General features: G+C 61.6%; 13 protein-coding genes. 6 read left to right on the top strand and 7 right to left on the bottom strand.

Translation table 11 applies throughout. From position 1 onward, the window contains the following. Window positions 1-91 precede the first annotated feature (91 nt). On the bottom strand, window positions 92-1492 hold the full coding sequence (gene lpdA, locus PSH86_RS30245; protein WP_305486902.1) for a dihydrolipoyl dehydrogenase: 1401 nt from the start codon (window positions 1490-1492) through the stop codon (window positions 92-94). A 219-nt stretch (window positions 1493-1711) separates the two neighbouring features. On the opposite strand from lpdA, the gene PSH86_RS30240 reads away from it, so the two are divergent. From PSH86_RS30240 to cfaB, 5 genes are all read left to right on the top strand, one after another. After that, on the top strand, window positions 1712-3673 hold the full coding sequence (locus tag PSH86_RS30240) for a protease modulator HflK (RefSeq protein WP_305486899.1): 1962 nt from the start codon (window positions 1712-1714) through the stop codon (window positions 3671-3673). Then, window positions 3670-4710 (top strand): protease modulator HflC, encoded by a 1041-nt coding sequence (gene hflC, locus PSH86_RS30235; RefSeq protein WP_232201309.1) that lies wholly within the window; start codon window positions 3670-3672, stop codon window positions 4708-4710. Before PSH86_RS30240 ends, hflC begins: the two co-directional genes overlap by 4 nt. Continuing rightward, window positions 4707-5759, top strand: coding sequence for a protease modulator HflK (hflK, locus tag PSH86_RS30230; protein ID WP_134926526.1), 1053 nt, complete (start codon window positions 4707-4709; stop codon window positions 5757-5759). Before hflC ends, hflK begins: the two co-directional genes overlap by 4 nt. Beyond that, window positions 5756-7675: a heavy metal translocating P-type ATPase gene (locus tag PSH86_RS30225; RefSeq protein ID WP_305486892.1), complete on the top strand. Its 1920-nt coding sequence runs from the start codon at window positions 5756-5758 to the stop codon at window positions 7673-7675. The genes hflK and PSH86_RS30225 overlap by 4 nt, the downstream gene beginning before the upstream one ends. Before the next feature lie 184 nt (window positions 7676-7859). Further along, the gene (cfaB, locus tag PSH86_RS30220) at window positions 7860-9047 is read left to right on the top strand and encodes a C17 cyclopropane fatty acid synthase CfaB (protein WP_109752790.1); all 1188 of its coding nucleotides are present in this window, start codon (window positions 7860-7862) and stop codon (window positions 9045-9047) included. Here cfaB and cls read toward each other — a convergent pair. Then, the gene (gene cls / locus PSH86_RS30215) at window positions 9044-10483 is read right to left on the bottom strand and encodes a cardiolipin synthase (protein WP_305486889.1); all 1440 of its coding nucleotides are present in this window, start codon (window positions 10481-10483) and stop codon (window positions 9044-9046) included. The two genes, cfaB and cls, sit on opposite strands and share 4 nt — an antisense overlap. Window positions 10484-10624: 141 nt before the next feature. Here cls and PSH86_RS30210 point away from each other — a divergent pair, with 141 nt between their 5' ends. Continuing rightward, on the top strand, window positions 10625-11146 hold the full coding sequence (locus PSH86_RS30210; protein ID WP_176688894.1) for a DUF3617 domain-containing protein: 522 nt from the start codon (window positions 10625-10627) through the stop codon (window positions 11144-11146). A gap of 65 nt (window positions 11147-11211) precedes the next feature. Here PSH86_RS30210 and PSH86_RS30205 read toward each other — a convergent pair whose 3' ends face one another. From PSH86_RS30205 to PSH86_RS30185, 5 genes are all read right to left on the bottom strand, one after another. Continuing rightward, window positions 11212-12087, bottom strand: coding sequence for a metal ABC transporter substrate-binding protein (locus tag PSH86_RS30205; RefSeq protein WP_305486886.1), 876 nt, complete (start codon window positions 12085-12087; stop codon window positions 11212-11214). Window positions 12088-12098: 11 nt separating this feature from the next. Further along, on the bottom strand, window positions 12099-12965 hold the full coding sequence (locus PSH86_RS30200; protein WP_109752787.1) for a metal ABC transporter permease: 867 nt from the start codon (window positions 12963-12965) through the stop codon (window positions 12099-12101). Beyond that, window positions 12965-13633: a metal ABC transporter ATP-binding protein gene (locus PSH86_RS30195; RefSeq protein WP_163856072.1), complete on the bottom strand. Its 669-nt coding sequence runs from the start codon at window positions 13631-13633 to the stop codon at window positions 12965-12967. Before PSH86_RS30195 ends, PSH86_RS30200 begins: the two co-directional genes overlap by 1 nt. Continuing rightward, complete coding sequence (folE2, locus tag PSH86_RS30190) at window positions 13630-14526, bottom strand: GTP cyclohydrolase FolE2 (protein WP_305486880.1); 897 nt, start codon at window positions 14524-14526, stop codon at window positions 13630-13632. The genes PSH86_RS30195 and folE2 overlap by 4 nt, the downstream gene beginning before the upstream one ends. A gap of 116 nt (window positions 14527-14642) precedes the next feature. Next, window positions 14643-15035 carry a glutamine synthetase gene (locus tag PSH86_RS30185; RefSeq protein ID WP_163856076.1) on the bottom strand — a complete coding sequence of 131 codons (393 nt, stop codon included), beginning with the start codon at window positions 15033-15035 and terminating at the stop codon, window positions 14643-14645. Between the last annotated feature and the right edge of the window lie 105 nt (window positions 15036-15140).

The raw sequence follows: 15140 nt of genomic DNA, 5'->3' as shown, positions 1-15140 counted from the left end.
CAAATCGCATCAGCCGGTTCTACGACGGCTTCGCCGCCGAGCGGGAGCAAGCTCCCTCGCCACAGGTGTTCATTCCCGCTTTGCGTCGTCCCTACATCTGCGTCGCCATCCCCTCCACATTCATCGCCGCCTGGCGCAATGCCTCCGAGCGGGTCGGGTGTGGGTGGCAGGTCAGGGCAATGTCCTCGGCCGAGGCACTGAACTCCATGGCCACGCAGTATTCACCGATCATCTCACTGACGCTCGGACCCACCAGGTGCACGCCCAGGACTTCATCGGTACGTTCATCGGCCAGGACTTTGGCGAACCCTTCGGTCTCGTGGTTGATCTTGGCCCGGCTGTTGGCCGTGAATGGAAACTTGCCGACCTTGTAGGCGCGGCCTTCGGCTTTGAGCTGTTCCTCGGTCTTGCCGACGCTGGCCAGTTCCGGACGGGTATAGATGACGCTGGGAATCAGCGCGTAGTTGACCTCGGCGGCCTTGCCGGCGATCTGTTCGATGCAGGCCATGGCTTCGTCTTCGGCCTTGTGGGCCAGCATCGGTCCGGACGTCACATCGCCGATCACCCAGACGCCCGGTGCTTCGGTACGGTGATGCTGGTTGGCGAGCATGCCGCGCTGGTCAGGGCTCAGCCCGACGTTCTCCAGCCCCAGCCCTTGCGTGTAAGGCCGTCGACCGATGGCGACCAGCACGTAATCGGCGTCCAGGGTCTGTGATTCGCCGCCCGCCGCCGGTTCAATGTGCAATTGCACGCCGTCGGCCGAAGCAGCGGCGCCCGTGACCTTGGAACTCAGCTTGAACTGGATGCCTTGTTTACCCAAGGCGCGCTGCAAGGTCTTGCCGGCCTCGCCATCCACCCCCGGGCAGATGCGGTCGAGATATTCCACCACGGTGACCTGGGCACCCAGGCGTCGCCAGACCGAGCCCAGTTCGAGGCCGATGACGCCGGCGCCGATCACCACCAGATGCCGGGGCACCTCACTCAGGGACAAGGCGCCGGTGGAGTCGAGGATGCGCTGGTTATCGATTGTCACGCCTGGCAGGGGCATGGGCTCCGAGCCGGTGGCGATGACGATGTCCTTGGCGCTGAGTTCGGTCTTGGTGCCGTCGTCGCCGGTGACGGTCACTTTGCCCGGCCCATCGATGTGGCCCCAACCTTTGATCCAGTCGACCTTGTTCTTGCGAAACAGAAATTCGATGCCCTTGGTCAGGCCCGCCACGCTTTCGTCCTTCTGCTTCATCATTTGCGCAAGGTTGAGGGTGGGGCTGACTTCAATGCCCAGGTTGGCGAACTCCGCTCCTGTGGCGGCCTCGTACAGTTCCGAGGCGTGCAGCAATGCCTTGGAGGGCATGCAGCCGACGTTCAGGCAGGTGCCGCCGAGGGTGGCTCGGCCTTCGACACAGGCGGCTTTCAACCCTAGCTGCCCGGCCCGAATTGCCGCGTTATACCCTCCGGGTCCGCCACCCAGAATGACCACATCGTAATTGCCCATCGCTGTTCTCCCGCTTGGCCTGATAAAAAATTATGCTCGTAATATGAGCGTTTCCAGAGATTTCGGTCAAGGCTTAAGTCAAGAGGTCGGCGCGGACCTTGTCATGAAGAATTCAAAACGGAAATTTCACAGGAACCGTTATAAGGTAACGGCATATAACGGCGTGTCGGTGGCATCTGTCACGGGCCGGATTTTGATCGCCACGAGTGCTGGGGTGGTATGCAAGTCGATCTTGATGTCGAAGGGACACAGGTGGCCGAATGGCCGCGTTTTCAGCGAGCGTCGTTCCAAGGGCGCCGCTTGAAGCAAATCGCCTTCGCCCTGGGAAGCGTGGCGGGTTTGGGCCTGGTGCTGGCATTTTTTATCGGGGTGTTTTCACCGCAATCGCTATGGCCGGCTCTGCTGGTCAGCCAAGCTGCGGGACTCTTGGTGTTGGTAGCGGGTTTGCAGTCGGCCTGGTGGGTGACGCAATGGCGTAGCAGGGCGCTGTTGCCGGTTGTGGATAACTTGCCTGCGCAAAGCGAGCCTGTTGATAACCTGGGTTGGTATGAGCGGCTGCTGGAGCGAATCGGCGCACGCTGGGTCGGCCTGCTCAAGCAAATCGGTGCGCCTGCGTTGTGGCTGGCCGGTTGGGCAGTGCTGGTGTTGCTGAGCCTGGAGCAAGCCTGGAACTTGACGCTGCCCGCTGCCGCCCTCGGTGTCTCGGCCAGTGTGGGGGCGGTGCTGTCGTTGCTGTTGGCGTTCGGATTACTGGTGTTCGAGCGGCAATTGGCCCAGCAATCCCCCGTGGAATGGCCGGAAGCGCCGCCGTTGGCGCAACTGACGCGAGTGGCGATCATCGTGCTGGTGCTTGGCGCCTTGTGCCTTTTGTTCGCCGCAGAAACGTCCATCTGGCCGATGCGCCTGGCGGTGTCGATGGGGCTGTTGCCGGGGCTGGTGGCGGCAGAGTTGTTGCTGCGCGCCGTGCTGTCGTTATTCATCCCGCGCCGGGACGCCCTGGAACCGTCGCTGTTGGGCCGAAGTGTCATCGCCGATCTGCTGCGTTGGCCGCCGCAACCGTTGCTCGCTTTGCAACATGAACTGCACAACCGTTTTGGCATCGACCTGCGCCAGATCTGGGCCTTCAGTTATATGCGCCGGGCTTTTTTTCCAGTGTTGGCGCTGGTGGCGTTGGTGGGCTGGTTGTTGACGGGCGTGCACGAAGTGCCACTGCAGGGGCGTGGCATCTATGAGCGTTTTGGTAAACCGGTGGAGGTCTTCGGCCCGGGTTTGCATGTTGCGTTGCCTTGGCCGTGGGGCAGGGTGCTCAACGTCGAGAATGGTGTTGTGCATGAACTGGCGACCAGTGTCGTCGATAGTCGGGCGGTTGCCGAGGCTGAACCGGCGGAGGGGCCGGCTCCGGCAATTGCCAATCGGCTGTGGGACGCCAGCCATGTGAACGACAAGTCCCAGGTCATTGCCAGCCGTCGTGCCGACCAGCAGAGCTTCCAGATCGTCAACATGGATGTGCGCTTTGTCTATCGCATCGGCCTGACTGACGCCGCGGCACTGGCGGCGACCTACAACAGCGCCGATGTGCCGACGCTGATCCGCAGTACCGCCAGCCGCATCCTGGTGCATGAGTTTGCTTCGCGCACGCTGGACGGTTTGCTGGGCGCGGACCGTGTCAGCCTGGCCGACGAAATCGGTCGCGCCGTCCAGGCGGACTTGCAAACGCTCGATAGCGGTGTGGAAATCCTCGCGACGGTCGTGGAGGCGATTCATCCGCCGGCCGGCGCGGCCAATGCCTACCACGGCGTGCAGGCGGCGCAGATCGGCGCTCAGGCGCTGATCGCCCGCGAGCGTGGTGCGGCGGCGGAACAGACCAACCAGGCACAACTACAAGCCAGCATCGCCCATGACCAGGCTAATGCCACTGCTCGGGAAATCAACGCGACCGCCCAGGCTGCCGATTTGCGTTTCAACGCCGATCGCAAAGCCTACGCCACGGCAGGGCACGCTTTTGTGCTGGAACATTATTTGAGCCAACTGAGCCAGGGCCTTGGCAAAGCCCAGTTGCTGATTCTCGATCACCGCCTGGGCGGCAGCGGCAACGCGCCGACTATCGACTTGCGAACCTTCACGCTGCCGGCAGACCCCGCGTCGCCGCGTAACCCTGTCCAGCCAGGAGCTGCCCATTGAGCCAGTCCTCTTCACACGGTCACCACGACCACGCCGGTCACGATCACGGTCATGCCGGTCATCATCATGGACATCATCACCACCATCATGGCGATCCGCAGCAAACCGGTCCGTTCCCCTGGCGGCGGATGGGCTGGGCGGCGCTGCTGGTGGCGTTTGCCGTTGCAGCCGCGAGCCTGGTGCAGGTGCGTTCGGGAGAGGCTACCGTCATCACCCGTTTCGGCAACCCAGCACGGGTGCTGCTGCAACCCGGTCTCGGTTGGCGCTTGCCGGCGCCGTTCGAAGCGGCGATCCCGGTGGACCTGCGATTGCGTACCACATCCAGTGGCCTGCAGGATGTCGGTACCCGTGATGGGCTGCGGATCATCGTCCAGGCGTACGTGGCTTGGCAGGTGCAGGGCGACCCCGACAATGTGCAGCGTTTCATGCGCGCGGTGCAGAACCAACCGGACGAGGCTGCACGACAGATCCGTACGTTCGTCGGCTCGGCGTTGGAAACCACGGCTGCCAGTTTTGACCTGGCGAACCTGGTCAACACCGATGCCAGTCAGGTGCGTATCGCCGATTTCGAAGCACAGTTGCGTCAACAGATCGATCAACAGTTGCTCACCACTTACGGCGTACGGGTGCTGCAAGTGGGCATCGAGCGCCTGACCTTGCCCTCGGTAACGCTGACGGCGACGGTAGATCGCATGCGGGCCGAGCGCGAGACCATCGCCACCGAACGCACTGCCATCGGCAAGCGCGAAGCGGCGCAGATTCGCTCCGCCGCAGAACGTGATGCGCGAGTCGTGCAGGCTGACGCTACCGTGAAGGCTGCCGATATCGAAGCGCAGTCGCGGGTAGAAGCGGCCGAAATTTATGGCCGGGCCTACGCTGGCTCTCCACAGCTCTACAACCTGCTACGTTCGCTGGACACCTTGGGCACCGTTGTCAGCCCAGGCACGAAATTGATTTTGCGCACCGATGCCGCGCCATTCCGTGTCCTGGTGGATGGTCCTGTTTCCGTGGAAGGCAAAGGTGGAACACAACCATGAGTTTGGTTCCACGTGGAACAAACGAGTTATCCAGCCCGTGGATTCAAGCCGGGCGCCTGGCGTTTCTGGCGCTTTACGCCGTCACGGTGCTGGCCGCATTGGCCTGGGTCTTTTCCAACGTGCGGCAGATCGATCCGCAGAATCGCGCGGTGGTGCTGCACTTTGGTGCCTTGGATCGCATCCAGAATGCCGGCCTCTTGTTGGCGTGGCCGCGTCCTGTGGAACAGGTGATCCTGCTGCCAGCGGCGGATCGAGTGCTTGAGCGGCGAGTGGAAAATCTACTGCGCTCGGATGCGGCCCTGCAGGCCGATCGCGTGGCCAGTTTCGCCACGCCGGTCAGCGATGCGTTGGCCGGCTCTGGTTATTTATTGACCGGCGATGCCGGTGTGGTGCAGTTGGATGTGCGGGTGTTCTACAAGGTCACCGACCCTTACGCCTTCGTCTTGCAAGGTGAACATGTCCTGCCGGCCCTGGACCGGCTGGCGACCCGCAGTGCCGTGGCTCTGACCGCGGCCCGGGACCTGGACACCATCCTGGTGGCGCGCCCCGAACTGATGGGCAGCGACAACCAGGCTGCCGAGCGTCGCGAACGCTTGCGGGGTGATCTGGTGCAGGGTCTTAACCGACGCCTGGCTGACCTGGCGGCGACAGGGCAGGGGCTGGGCATCGAAGTGGTGCGGGTCGATGTGCAATCGAGTCTGCCCGGGCCGGCGGTGAGTGCTTTCAACGCGGTGCTGACCGCTAGCCAGCAGGCCGACAAAGCCGTGGCCAACGCCCGGACTGAAGCGGAAAAACTCACTCAGGCCGCCCGTCAGGACGCCGACCGCGCCGTGCAAGTCGCCCATGCCCAGGCCAGCGAGCGCCTCGCCAAGGCTTCGGCCGATACGGCCACGGTACTCGGCTTGGCGAAGACCCAAGGCAGCGATCCGCAAATGCTGCTGCGCCTGTATCGCGAACGCATGCCCGCCATCCTTCGCCAGGCCGGTTCCGTCACCACGGTCGACCCGAAAGACGATTCCCGCCTGATCATCCAGGGAGCCGGACAATGACCGCCCAAACCAACACCGTGCCGATGTTGTCCTCGGCTGAACAACGCGTCGCCGCTCGGCAACTGACCTTGGCGATGCTCGCCCTCGGCCTGCTCGCATTGGGCCTGGTATGGCGCGCCTGGTCGCCGGAGCAGAGCGGTGTCAGCCAACTGTTGTTGGGTTTTGCCTCGCTGCTGGTGGCGGTGCCGGTGATGCGTTCGGCCTGGTACAGCTTGCGTTACCCGAGCCTGCACGGGATCACTGACCAACTCATCGCCCTGGCGATGCTCGGTGCCTGGGCCACCGGCGATCTGCTGACGGCGGCATTGTTGCCGATCATCATGATCTTCGGCCATGTGCTGGAAGAGCGCAGTGTCATCGGTTCCCAGGAGGCGATCCATGCCCTGGGTCAACTGACCCGCAGCCAAGGTCGCAAGGTGCAAGCCGACGGTTCCATCATTGATGTCGACAACGCGACGCTTCGAGCCGGCGATATTGTGGAGGTGCGTGCCGGCGACCGGGTGCCGGCCGATGGCCGGGTGTTGTCCGGCCAGGCCAGCCTCGACACTGCGCCCATCACGGGTGAGTCGGTGCCGTTGGAGGCTGTGGTCGGCACTGAAGTCTTCGGTGGCGCGATCAACCTCGATGGCCTGCTGCGCCTGGAGGTGACCCGTACCGGTGAAGAATCCACCCTGGGCAAAGTCATCGCCCTGATGCAAAACGCTGAACGCTCCAAGCCACCCATCACACGCTTGTTGGAGCGTTACGCCGGCAGTTACCTGGTATTGGTGCTGCTGCTGGCGGCGGTGACCTGGTTCGTGACCAACGATGCCCAGGCGATGCTGGCGGTATTGGTAGCTGCCTGTCCTTGTGCGTTGGTGCTGTCGGCGCCGGCCACCGCCATTGCCGGAATCGCGGTGGCGGCGCGCCACGGGATCCTGATCCGCAGCTCGGCCTTCCTGGAAGAGCTGGCGGACCTGACCTCGTTGGTGGTCGACAAGACCGGTACCTTGACCTACGGCGTGCTGCGCCTGCAATCCATCGAACAGGCCCAGGATGCTCACGCACCGTTGCTGCTACCGTTGGCCGCCAGCCTCGGTTCGGCCAGCAGCCATCCGGTCAGTCGCGCGTTGGCAGGGTTGGTGGAACAGGAAAACTGCCTGCCGCTGACGGATATCCATGAGCGCCAAGGGCTGGGTGTGGTCGCCATGACCGCGCAGGGTGAAGCGGCGCTTGGTCGGCCAGAATTGTTTGCACAGCTGGGGATTCAAACATCAGCGGTCCCTGAACACGACGGTCCGATTGCCGGCCTGGCCCTGGACGGGCAATTTCTCGCCTGGCTGTTGTTGGCCGACAGCGTCAAGCCGGAGGCACGGGTTGCCATGGCCGAGCTGCGCGAGCTGGGTCTGGGGCGTCAGTTGCTGTTGACCGGCGACCGCCAGAGCGTGGCCACGACCCTGGCGCGGGATGTCGGTATCGGCGATCTGCAAGCCCAGGCTTTGCCGGAAGACAAACTCAAACGGGTCATGGCCGAAATCGACCATGGTTTCCGCCCTATGGTGGTGGGCGATGGCATCAACGATTCCCTGGCGCTCAAGGCCGGGGTGGTGGGCGTCGCAATGGGCGCGGGCGGTGCGGACATCGCCCTGGCATCGGCAGACATCGTACTGATCGGCAGCGACCTGCGGCGCCTCGGCACTTGCGTGCGATTGAGTCGCCAATGCCGGCGCACGTTGCAGGTCAACGTGATCATCGGCCTGGGCTGGACGCTGGCAATTGTCGCCTTTGCCGCCTTCGGCTGGCTCGGCGCGGCGGGGGCGATGATCGCTGCGTTGCTGCACAATCTCAGTACCCTGCTAGTGTTAGGTAATGCGGGGCGATTGTTGCGGTTCCAGGAGCCACTGCTGAAAATCCAGGCGAAGGGAACCGTTGGATAACGCTCGGCGAACTGTGCATCACCCTTGCAGTCTCTGTTGGAGAGGGCGTACCCATACTGGCCGTACCCGGCACAAGGAGTGAATTTGGGACAGTGATAGAGAAAGGCTATAAATTCGATAGCCTGCTATTTTTCTATGATGGTCTACCCTCATTTCAGACGTCTGAAAAAAGGGGGGATTACTCATGCTCGCGCAACTTCCACCGGCCTTACAGAATCTGCATTTGCCGCTTCGGCTGCGGCTCTGGGACGGCCATGAATTTACCCTGGGTGCCGATCCCAGTGTCACGATCGTGGTCAAGGACCCACAAATGGTCGCGCAATTTACTCATCCCAGCCTGGACGCGCTGGGAGCGGCGTTCGTTGAGGGCAAACTGGAGCTCGAAGGTCCGATCCACGAAGTCATTCGGGTCTGCGATGAGTTGAGCCAGGCATTGGTCGAGGACGATCCCGACAACCAGCCGGTGCGCTCGGTCCACGACAAGGAAGCCGACGCCAAGGCGATCTCCTACCACTACGATCTTTCCAACGCGTTTTATCAGCTATGGCTCGACAGCGACATGGCCTATTCCTGTGCCTATTTCGAGACGGGCAGCGAAACCCTCGAACAGGCCCAGCAAGCCAAGTTCCGCCACCTGTGTCGCAAGCTGCGACTGCAACCGGGTGACTACCTGCTGGATGTCGGTTGCGGATGGGGCGGCCTGGCGCGTTATGCCGCGCGGGAGTTCGGTGCCAAGGTGTTCGGCATTACCCTGAGCAAGGCGCAGCTGACGCTGGCCCGGGAACGGGTCAAGGCCGAAGGCCTGGAGGACCAGGTCGAGTTGCAACTGCTGGATTACCGCGATCTGCCCCAGGACGGCCGCTTCGACAAAGTGGTCAGCGTGGGTATGTTCGAACATGTCGGCCACGCCAACCTCGAGCAGTACTGCAAGACGCTGTTCGGCGCTGTGCGCGAGGGGGGACTGGTGATGAACCATGGCATCACCGCCAAGCACACCGACGGGCGTCCGGTCGGGCGCGGCGCGGGCGAGTTCATTGAGAAGTACGTATTCCCCAACGGCGAGCTGCCGCACCTGTCGATGATTTCCGCCCACATCAGCGAAGCGGGACTGGAGATCGTCGACGTGGAAAGCCTGCGCCTGCACTACGCGCGTACCCTCGATCACTGGAGTGAGCGCCTGGAAGACAACCTCGAAGCCGCGTCGAAGGAAGTACCGGAACAGGCACTGCGGATCTGGCGCTTGTACCTGGCCGGCTGTGCCTACGCGTTCGCCAAGGGCTGGATCAATCTGCACCAGATCCTGGCGGTGAAGGCCCACGCTGACGGTAGCCACGAATTACCCTGGACCCGCGACGACATCTACGCGCCTTAAAGTATCGGGGAAATAAGCCGGGCGACCCGCATGCCGACTTTCTGAAGGCGATGGGTTTCCCGGCTTTCCTGTATGTCGATTTCCTGGGCCTGGGCGAAGTCCTGCTCAAGCATTTGCTCGACCTCGGTGGCGAACGGAATGTCCACGGTGAGCAGCATGACTTCGAAGTTCAAGCGGAACGAACGGTTGTCCAGGTTCGCGCTGCCGATGGCGCTGATTTCCCGGTCGATCAGCACAACTTTCTGATGCAGGAAGCCCGGCGCATAACGGAACATCCGCACCCCGGCCCGCACCGCTTCAAACGCATACAGGCTGGACGCGGCGTAGACGACTTTGTGGTCGGGTCGCGAGGGCAGCAGGATGCGCACGTCGACCCCGCGCAGTACCGCCAGGCGTAAGGCCGCGAATACCGCCTCGTCAGGGATGAAGTAGGGCGTCGTGATCCACACGCGTTCGCTGGCCGCGTGAATGGCCTCGACGAAAAACAGTGAGCAGGTTTCGTAGGCATCGGCCGGGCCGCTGGCCAGCAACTGGCAAAGCACCCCGTCGTCTGGATAGCTGTCGGGCAGGATCAACGGTGGCAGCGAACGGGCCGCCCAGAACCAGTCTTCGGCGAAGGACTCTTGCATGCTGGCCACCACCGGCCCGCGCACTTGCACATGGGTGTCGCGCCACGGCGCCAGGGGCGGTTTCTGGCCCATGTATTCGTCGCCCACGTTGTGTCCGCCGACAAACCCCAGCACACCGTCCACTACCACGATCTTGCGGTGGTTGCGAAAGTTGACCTGGAACCGGTTGAGCCAGCCGCTGCGGGTGGCGAATGCTTTTACATGGACCCCACCGTCGCGCAAGGCCTGTACATAGCGGTGGGGCAGGGAGTGGCTGCCGATGCGGTCATAGAGCAAATACACAGCCACGCCTTCGGCGGCTTTCTTCAAGAGCAGGGTTTGCAGGCGTTGGCCGAGACGGTCGTCATGGATGATGAAAAACTGAATCAGCACGGCCTGTCGAGCCTGCTCGATGGCCTGGAAAATTGCCTCGAACGTGGCAGGGCCATTGATCAGCAAACGCAGCTGGTTATTCGCCAGGCACGGTGTGCGTCCCAGTTTTGGCATGGCCCGTAACGAGGCGTAGGCCTGGGAGGCGCGGGCGGTCAGGGCTTCTTCGACCCAGGGACGCCAGTTCAGCTCGGAGATTGCCCTGCGCATCTCTTCGTTGGCTTGGCGGCGAGCCTTGATGTAACCATCGAACGTGCTGCGGCCAAACACCAGATAAGGAATCAACGTCAGATAGGGAATGAACGTCAGCGACAGGGCCCAGGCAATCGAGCCTTGGGCCGTGCGCACCGTCAGGACGGCGTGGACGGCGGCGATGGAACCCAGGGTGTGAAGCAGCGCGATCAAGTAACCGAAAACATGCGGGCCAAAATAATCCATGGGGCAGCCTTGCTCCGGAAGTTTCAATGCTTAACAGACCATGTTCCATGGCGAATGTCGCTATTTAATTCACTCGTCCCAAGCCTGAACCGAAGCCTGTGGGCGGCGTCTAACGGCCACTTGTCCTCTGGAGTTTATGCAATGAATGTTCGTCTGCTGGGTGTGGCCTTGGCAATTGGTTTGTCGGTTCCGATGGCGGCTCAGGCGCAGATGCTCCAGCCGGGTTTGTGGGAACTGACCACCAGCAACATGAAGGTCGATAACCAGAACCTGCCGGATCTGCAACTGATCCTCGGCCAGCTGCAAACCCAGATGACCCCGGAGCAACGGGCGATGCTGGAAAAACAGGGCATCACCATGGGCGGTAAAGGCATTCGTGTCTGCCTGACCCCGGCGCAGGTACAAACCAATGACATCCCGCTGCAAGACCCGCAATCAGGTTGCAAGCAGCAGATCACCGAACGCAGCGGCAATCAGTGGAAGTTTCGTTTCAGTTGCCCGAAAGCCCAGGGTAACGGGGTAGCGACGTTCCAGAGCGATCGTGAATTCACCACCAAGGTCAACGGCACTTTCAATGCCACCGGCATCCAGCAGAACGGCAGCCTCGACACGCGCGCGGTGTGGCTGGGGCAGGATTGCGGGACGGTCAAGCCGAGGGCTTGAACCTCGTTTGAAGTAATCGCGTGGGGCAACCTGTGGGAGCAAATCTTGCTCCCACAAATGCCTGATCAAGGCCGACGCAATGCCTCATACAACGTGTTGAGGTTGTATTCGAACAGGCCGGTGAAGGTGCTGGCCGGTCCGCTGGCTGCGAGGGCGTCGGAGTACAGCGTACCGCCGATGTGGGCGCCGCTCTCGTCGGCAATCTGCTTGAGCAGGCGCGCATCCTTGATGTTTTCCATGAACACCGCTTTGACCTTCGCTTGACGGATCTGGGTAATCAGCGCCGCGACTTCTGCCGCCGAAGGTTCACGTTCCGTGGACAATCCCTGGGGGGCCATGAACTCGATGCCATAGGCCTGGCCCAGGTAACCGAAGGCATCGTGGGAGGTCACGATCTTGCGATTACCGGCCGGCAATGTGCCGAGCTTGGCCTTGGCTTCGGCGAGCAGGGCGTAGATTTTCTTCAGGTACGCCTGGCTGTTGCGCTCGTAGTCAGCCTTGTTGGCCGGGTCTGCAGCTTCCAATGCCTTGGTGATGTTGCTGACATACAGCTCGGCGTTCGCCAGGTTGTGCCACGCGTGCGGGTCGGGGATTGTCTCGCCATCCTCATCCAGTGACCGCGGGATTACGCCGCGGCTGGCGCTAATCACCGGCGCGCTGGTTTCGGTGCTGGTCACCAGGCGATCCAGCCACGGCTCGAAACCCAGTCCATTCTTGATGATCAGTCTTGCCTTGAGCAATGCCTTGGCGTCGTCTGGCGTCGGTTCGTAGGTGTGTGCATCGGCGTCCGGTCCGACCATGTTGGTGATTTGGATGTGCTCACCGCCGACCTGTCGGGTCATGTCGGCGAGGATGCTGAAGCTGGTCACCACCTGGAGCTTTTCGGCGGCGGACACGGACATGGACAGCATCAGGCTGATTAGCACGAGCAGAACGCGCATCGGGAAATACCTCATTGGGATGTGAGCAAAGGCGGGCGGCGCAGCAAGCCGTGCACCGGACCAAATACCACCGACAGCAGGTACAACGCACCCGCCACCAGTACGATGGACGGTCCGCTGGGCAGTGAGTAATAGAAGGACAACAACAGGCCAAGCCACACGGAGAGGCAGCCAGACAGCGCCGCTATCAACATCAGGAGCGGCAGGCGACGGCTCCAGAATCGCGACGCAGCAGCCGGCAGCATCATCAGGCCGACCACCATCAATGCGCCAATGGCCTGGAAGCCGATCACCAGGTTCAACACCACCAGGGTCAGGAACACGCCATGGGCCAACGGGCCGAGACGGCTGACGGTTTGCAGGAACAGTGGGTCGAGGGTATCGAGTAGCAACGGTCGATAGATCAACGCCATCGCCAACAGGCTGGCTCCTGAAACCCACAGCATGCCGGTGAGCGTCGGGCCGTCTACCGCCAATGCCGAGCCGAACAGCAGGTGAAGCAAGTCCAGGCGTTTTCCGGCCATGCCGAGGATCAACACGCCCGCCGCCAAGGAAATGGGATAAATCGCCGCGAGACTGGCGTCCTCCCTTAGACCGGTACGCCGGGTAATCCAGGCGGCGAGCCCGGCCATGCTCAAGCCCGCGCCCAGGCCGCCAACGGTCAAGGCAGGCAGGCTCAGCCCGGCAAACCAGAAACCGAGGGCGGCGCCAGGCAGAATGCCGTGCGCCACGGCGTCACCAATCAGGCTCATGCGTCGAAGAATCAGGAATACACCCAATGGAGCCGTGCTACACGCCAGTACAAGACCGCCAAGCAAAGCCCTGCGCATGAAGACAAACTCTTGAAACGGTTGCCAGAGATGAGAGGCCGCAAGCATCAGGCCACCCACGTCTGAGGTTGTTGGGCGATCAAGTCGACGCTGCGCCCCAGTACGCAGCCCGTGCTGCGAATCAGCAGCGTATGGGGGATGTGTTGGCGTACCGCTGCCAGATCATGACAGACCACCACGATGGTCCGGCCCGCGGCATGCCAGCGATGTATGTGCTTCCACAACAGCGCTTGGCCTTGTTCATCCAGGGCGGCGTGGGGTTCATCGAGCAACAGCAGCGGCGCTTCGGCCAGGCTCAAGCGAGCGAGCAGGGCACGTTGCAGCTCGCCTCCAGACAACGCCATTAACGGCCGATGTTCGAGGCCGGTTAGCGCCCAGTCGGTCAGTACGCTCTGGAGCAACTGCCTGCGTATTGCCGGTGTGTGTTGATTACCCCAAGAGCCGGCGGCCACCAACTCCTGCAAACTGATGGGGAATTGCCGATCCAGATGTTGCTGCTGCGGCATGAACGAAACCCCGCCGCGCCGCGGAACATCCAAGGTAACTTTACCGGATAGCGGTTTTTGCAGCCCTGCGAGCACCTTCAACAGACTGCTTTTTCCAGAGCCGTTGGCACCGATGATCGCCGTGAGGCTGCCGGCCGGTCGCTCCATGGCCAGTGGCGGCGTGAGAGGTTGTCCGGGAGCACCCCAGCGTAGCGCTTGGCAGTTGATCATGACGCGCCTCGGGTCCAGCGACTTTGCGCCACGGCGTCATGGGCGTGCAGGCTTTCGGCGTGAACGACGCGTACATCTAGGGCAACGATGTCGGGGGAGCGACTCAGGGCTGTACTTAATCGCCGTGCGGCGTCTTCGCAGAACATCAGGTTTTGTCCATTGGCCAGGGCGAATGCCTGTTCATCGGCGCGCTTTACTGCGGTCTGGACAGCGGTGCCGAGGGCTGCTTCGGCTTCATTGATGAGCGACAGCAGCGGCAATTCGTTTGCGTTGGCGTTCAGGCGTAGGGCCAGGGTCGCGGTACTGCGTTGGCTATGCGGGGTGGCGACAATACCGTTCGATGAGCCCAGCCACGATAGGATTTCGGCATGCTCAAGTTGCTTGTTAGCGAAGTCGTCGACGAACTGCTGCTGGATCAACTGTCGAGCAAGCGCGGCTGAACAAGGGCAAGTCGAGGAATAGGCGATCTGAATTTTCAGTTCCACGTGGAACATTCTGTTTTTCAGATGAGCTTCGATGCTCACTGGATAGCTTTTCCAACCCACCAGCGGGCTGATTAATGCCGGACGCTTGAGGAGCAGATCTGTATGCACACTGAGTGATGCCGCGTGGGACAAGCCCTCATGGCTATCGAGAAATTGCTGCAGTATTCGGCGCAACAACGCTGGCGAAAGTGCCGTCTCTTCAAGCAGTTCAAGCGCCAGGTATAAGCGCGACATGTGAATGCCTCGCGCCTCACCGTCATCGAGGCTGACACCCGCGTCGGCCAATGCACTCAGACGCTGGCCGTCAATCAACACCGGCGTTGCGATGCCACACATGCCCACCCAATCAAGAGGTAGGGTTTGACGTGAAGCCTGCGCAGCGACGTCGGGCAGGGTTAACGCGTTCATGGTCAAGGTCCATCGAAGGTTCAAAATTAGATGTTATAGTATAACGGTTAATTTTAAGAAACCTTTTCCATGAAAGGAGTTTCATCTCGCCAAGCGTTCGCGTTCCACGTGAAACATCAGCGAGCAGAGTCCTGGCAGCCGTTCATGCGTCCGCATACAAATGCGCCCGCGCTCCCGCCTGAGCTTGAGAAACGATTGAGGGTCGTCCAGCCCACACGCCGGCTGTACCCGACCCAACTTTCTCCATCCGATGCCAAGCCAGTAAAAAATGTGAGCTGACCATAACGGCTATTCGTTTGCGCCCAATAGCGGTGACTGGCTGCTTCAAAACCTCGCAAATAAATGGTGTTTCCAGCCGTCGCGACGCTATAGGCATTGCCTTGGCTATCCACGCACGCCAGCAAATTCGCACTGCGGGTGCAGTTCGCCAGGAGCGGGCTTTGGGCCGAAGCGCTTAACACCCACAGCAACAACGGGCTCGCCAATACCAATTTCAGAAGCTTGTGCATGGATGATCTCAGACCAATGGGGGACGGCGGGGCTGGTTGAATTGAGCTGTTATACTATAACATAAAAACACCTGGATCCTGAACCAAGCCACCCCCTGGAAACGA

The sequence above is a fragment of the Pseudomonas sp. FP2300 genome (genome assembly GCF_030687595.1).
Taxonomy (GTDB): Bacteria; Pseudomonadota; Gammaproteobacteria; order Pseudomonadales; family Pseudomonadaceae; genus Aquipseudomonas; species Aquipseudomonas bijieensis.
Note: the sequence above shows the minus strand (reverse complement) of the source record. Positions and strands in the feature narration are given on the sequence as shown.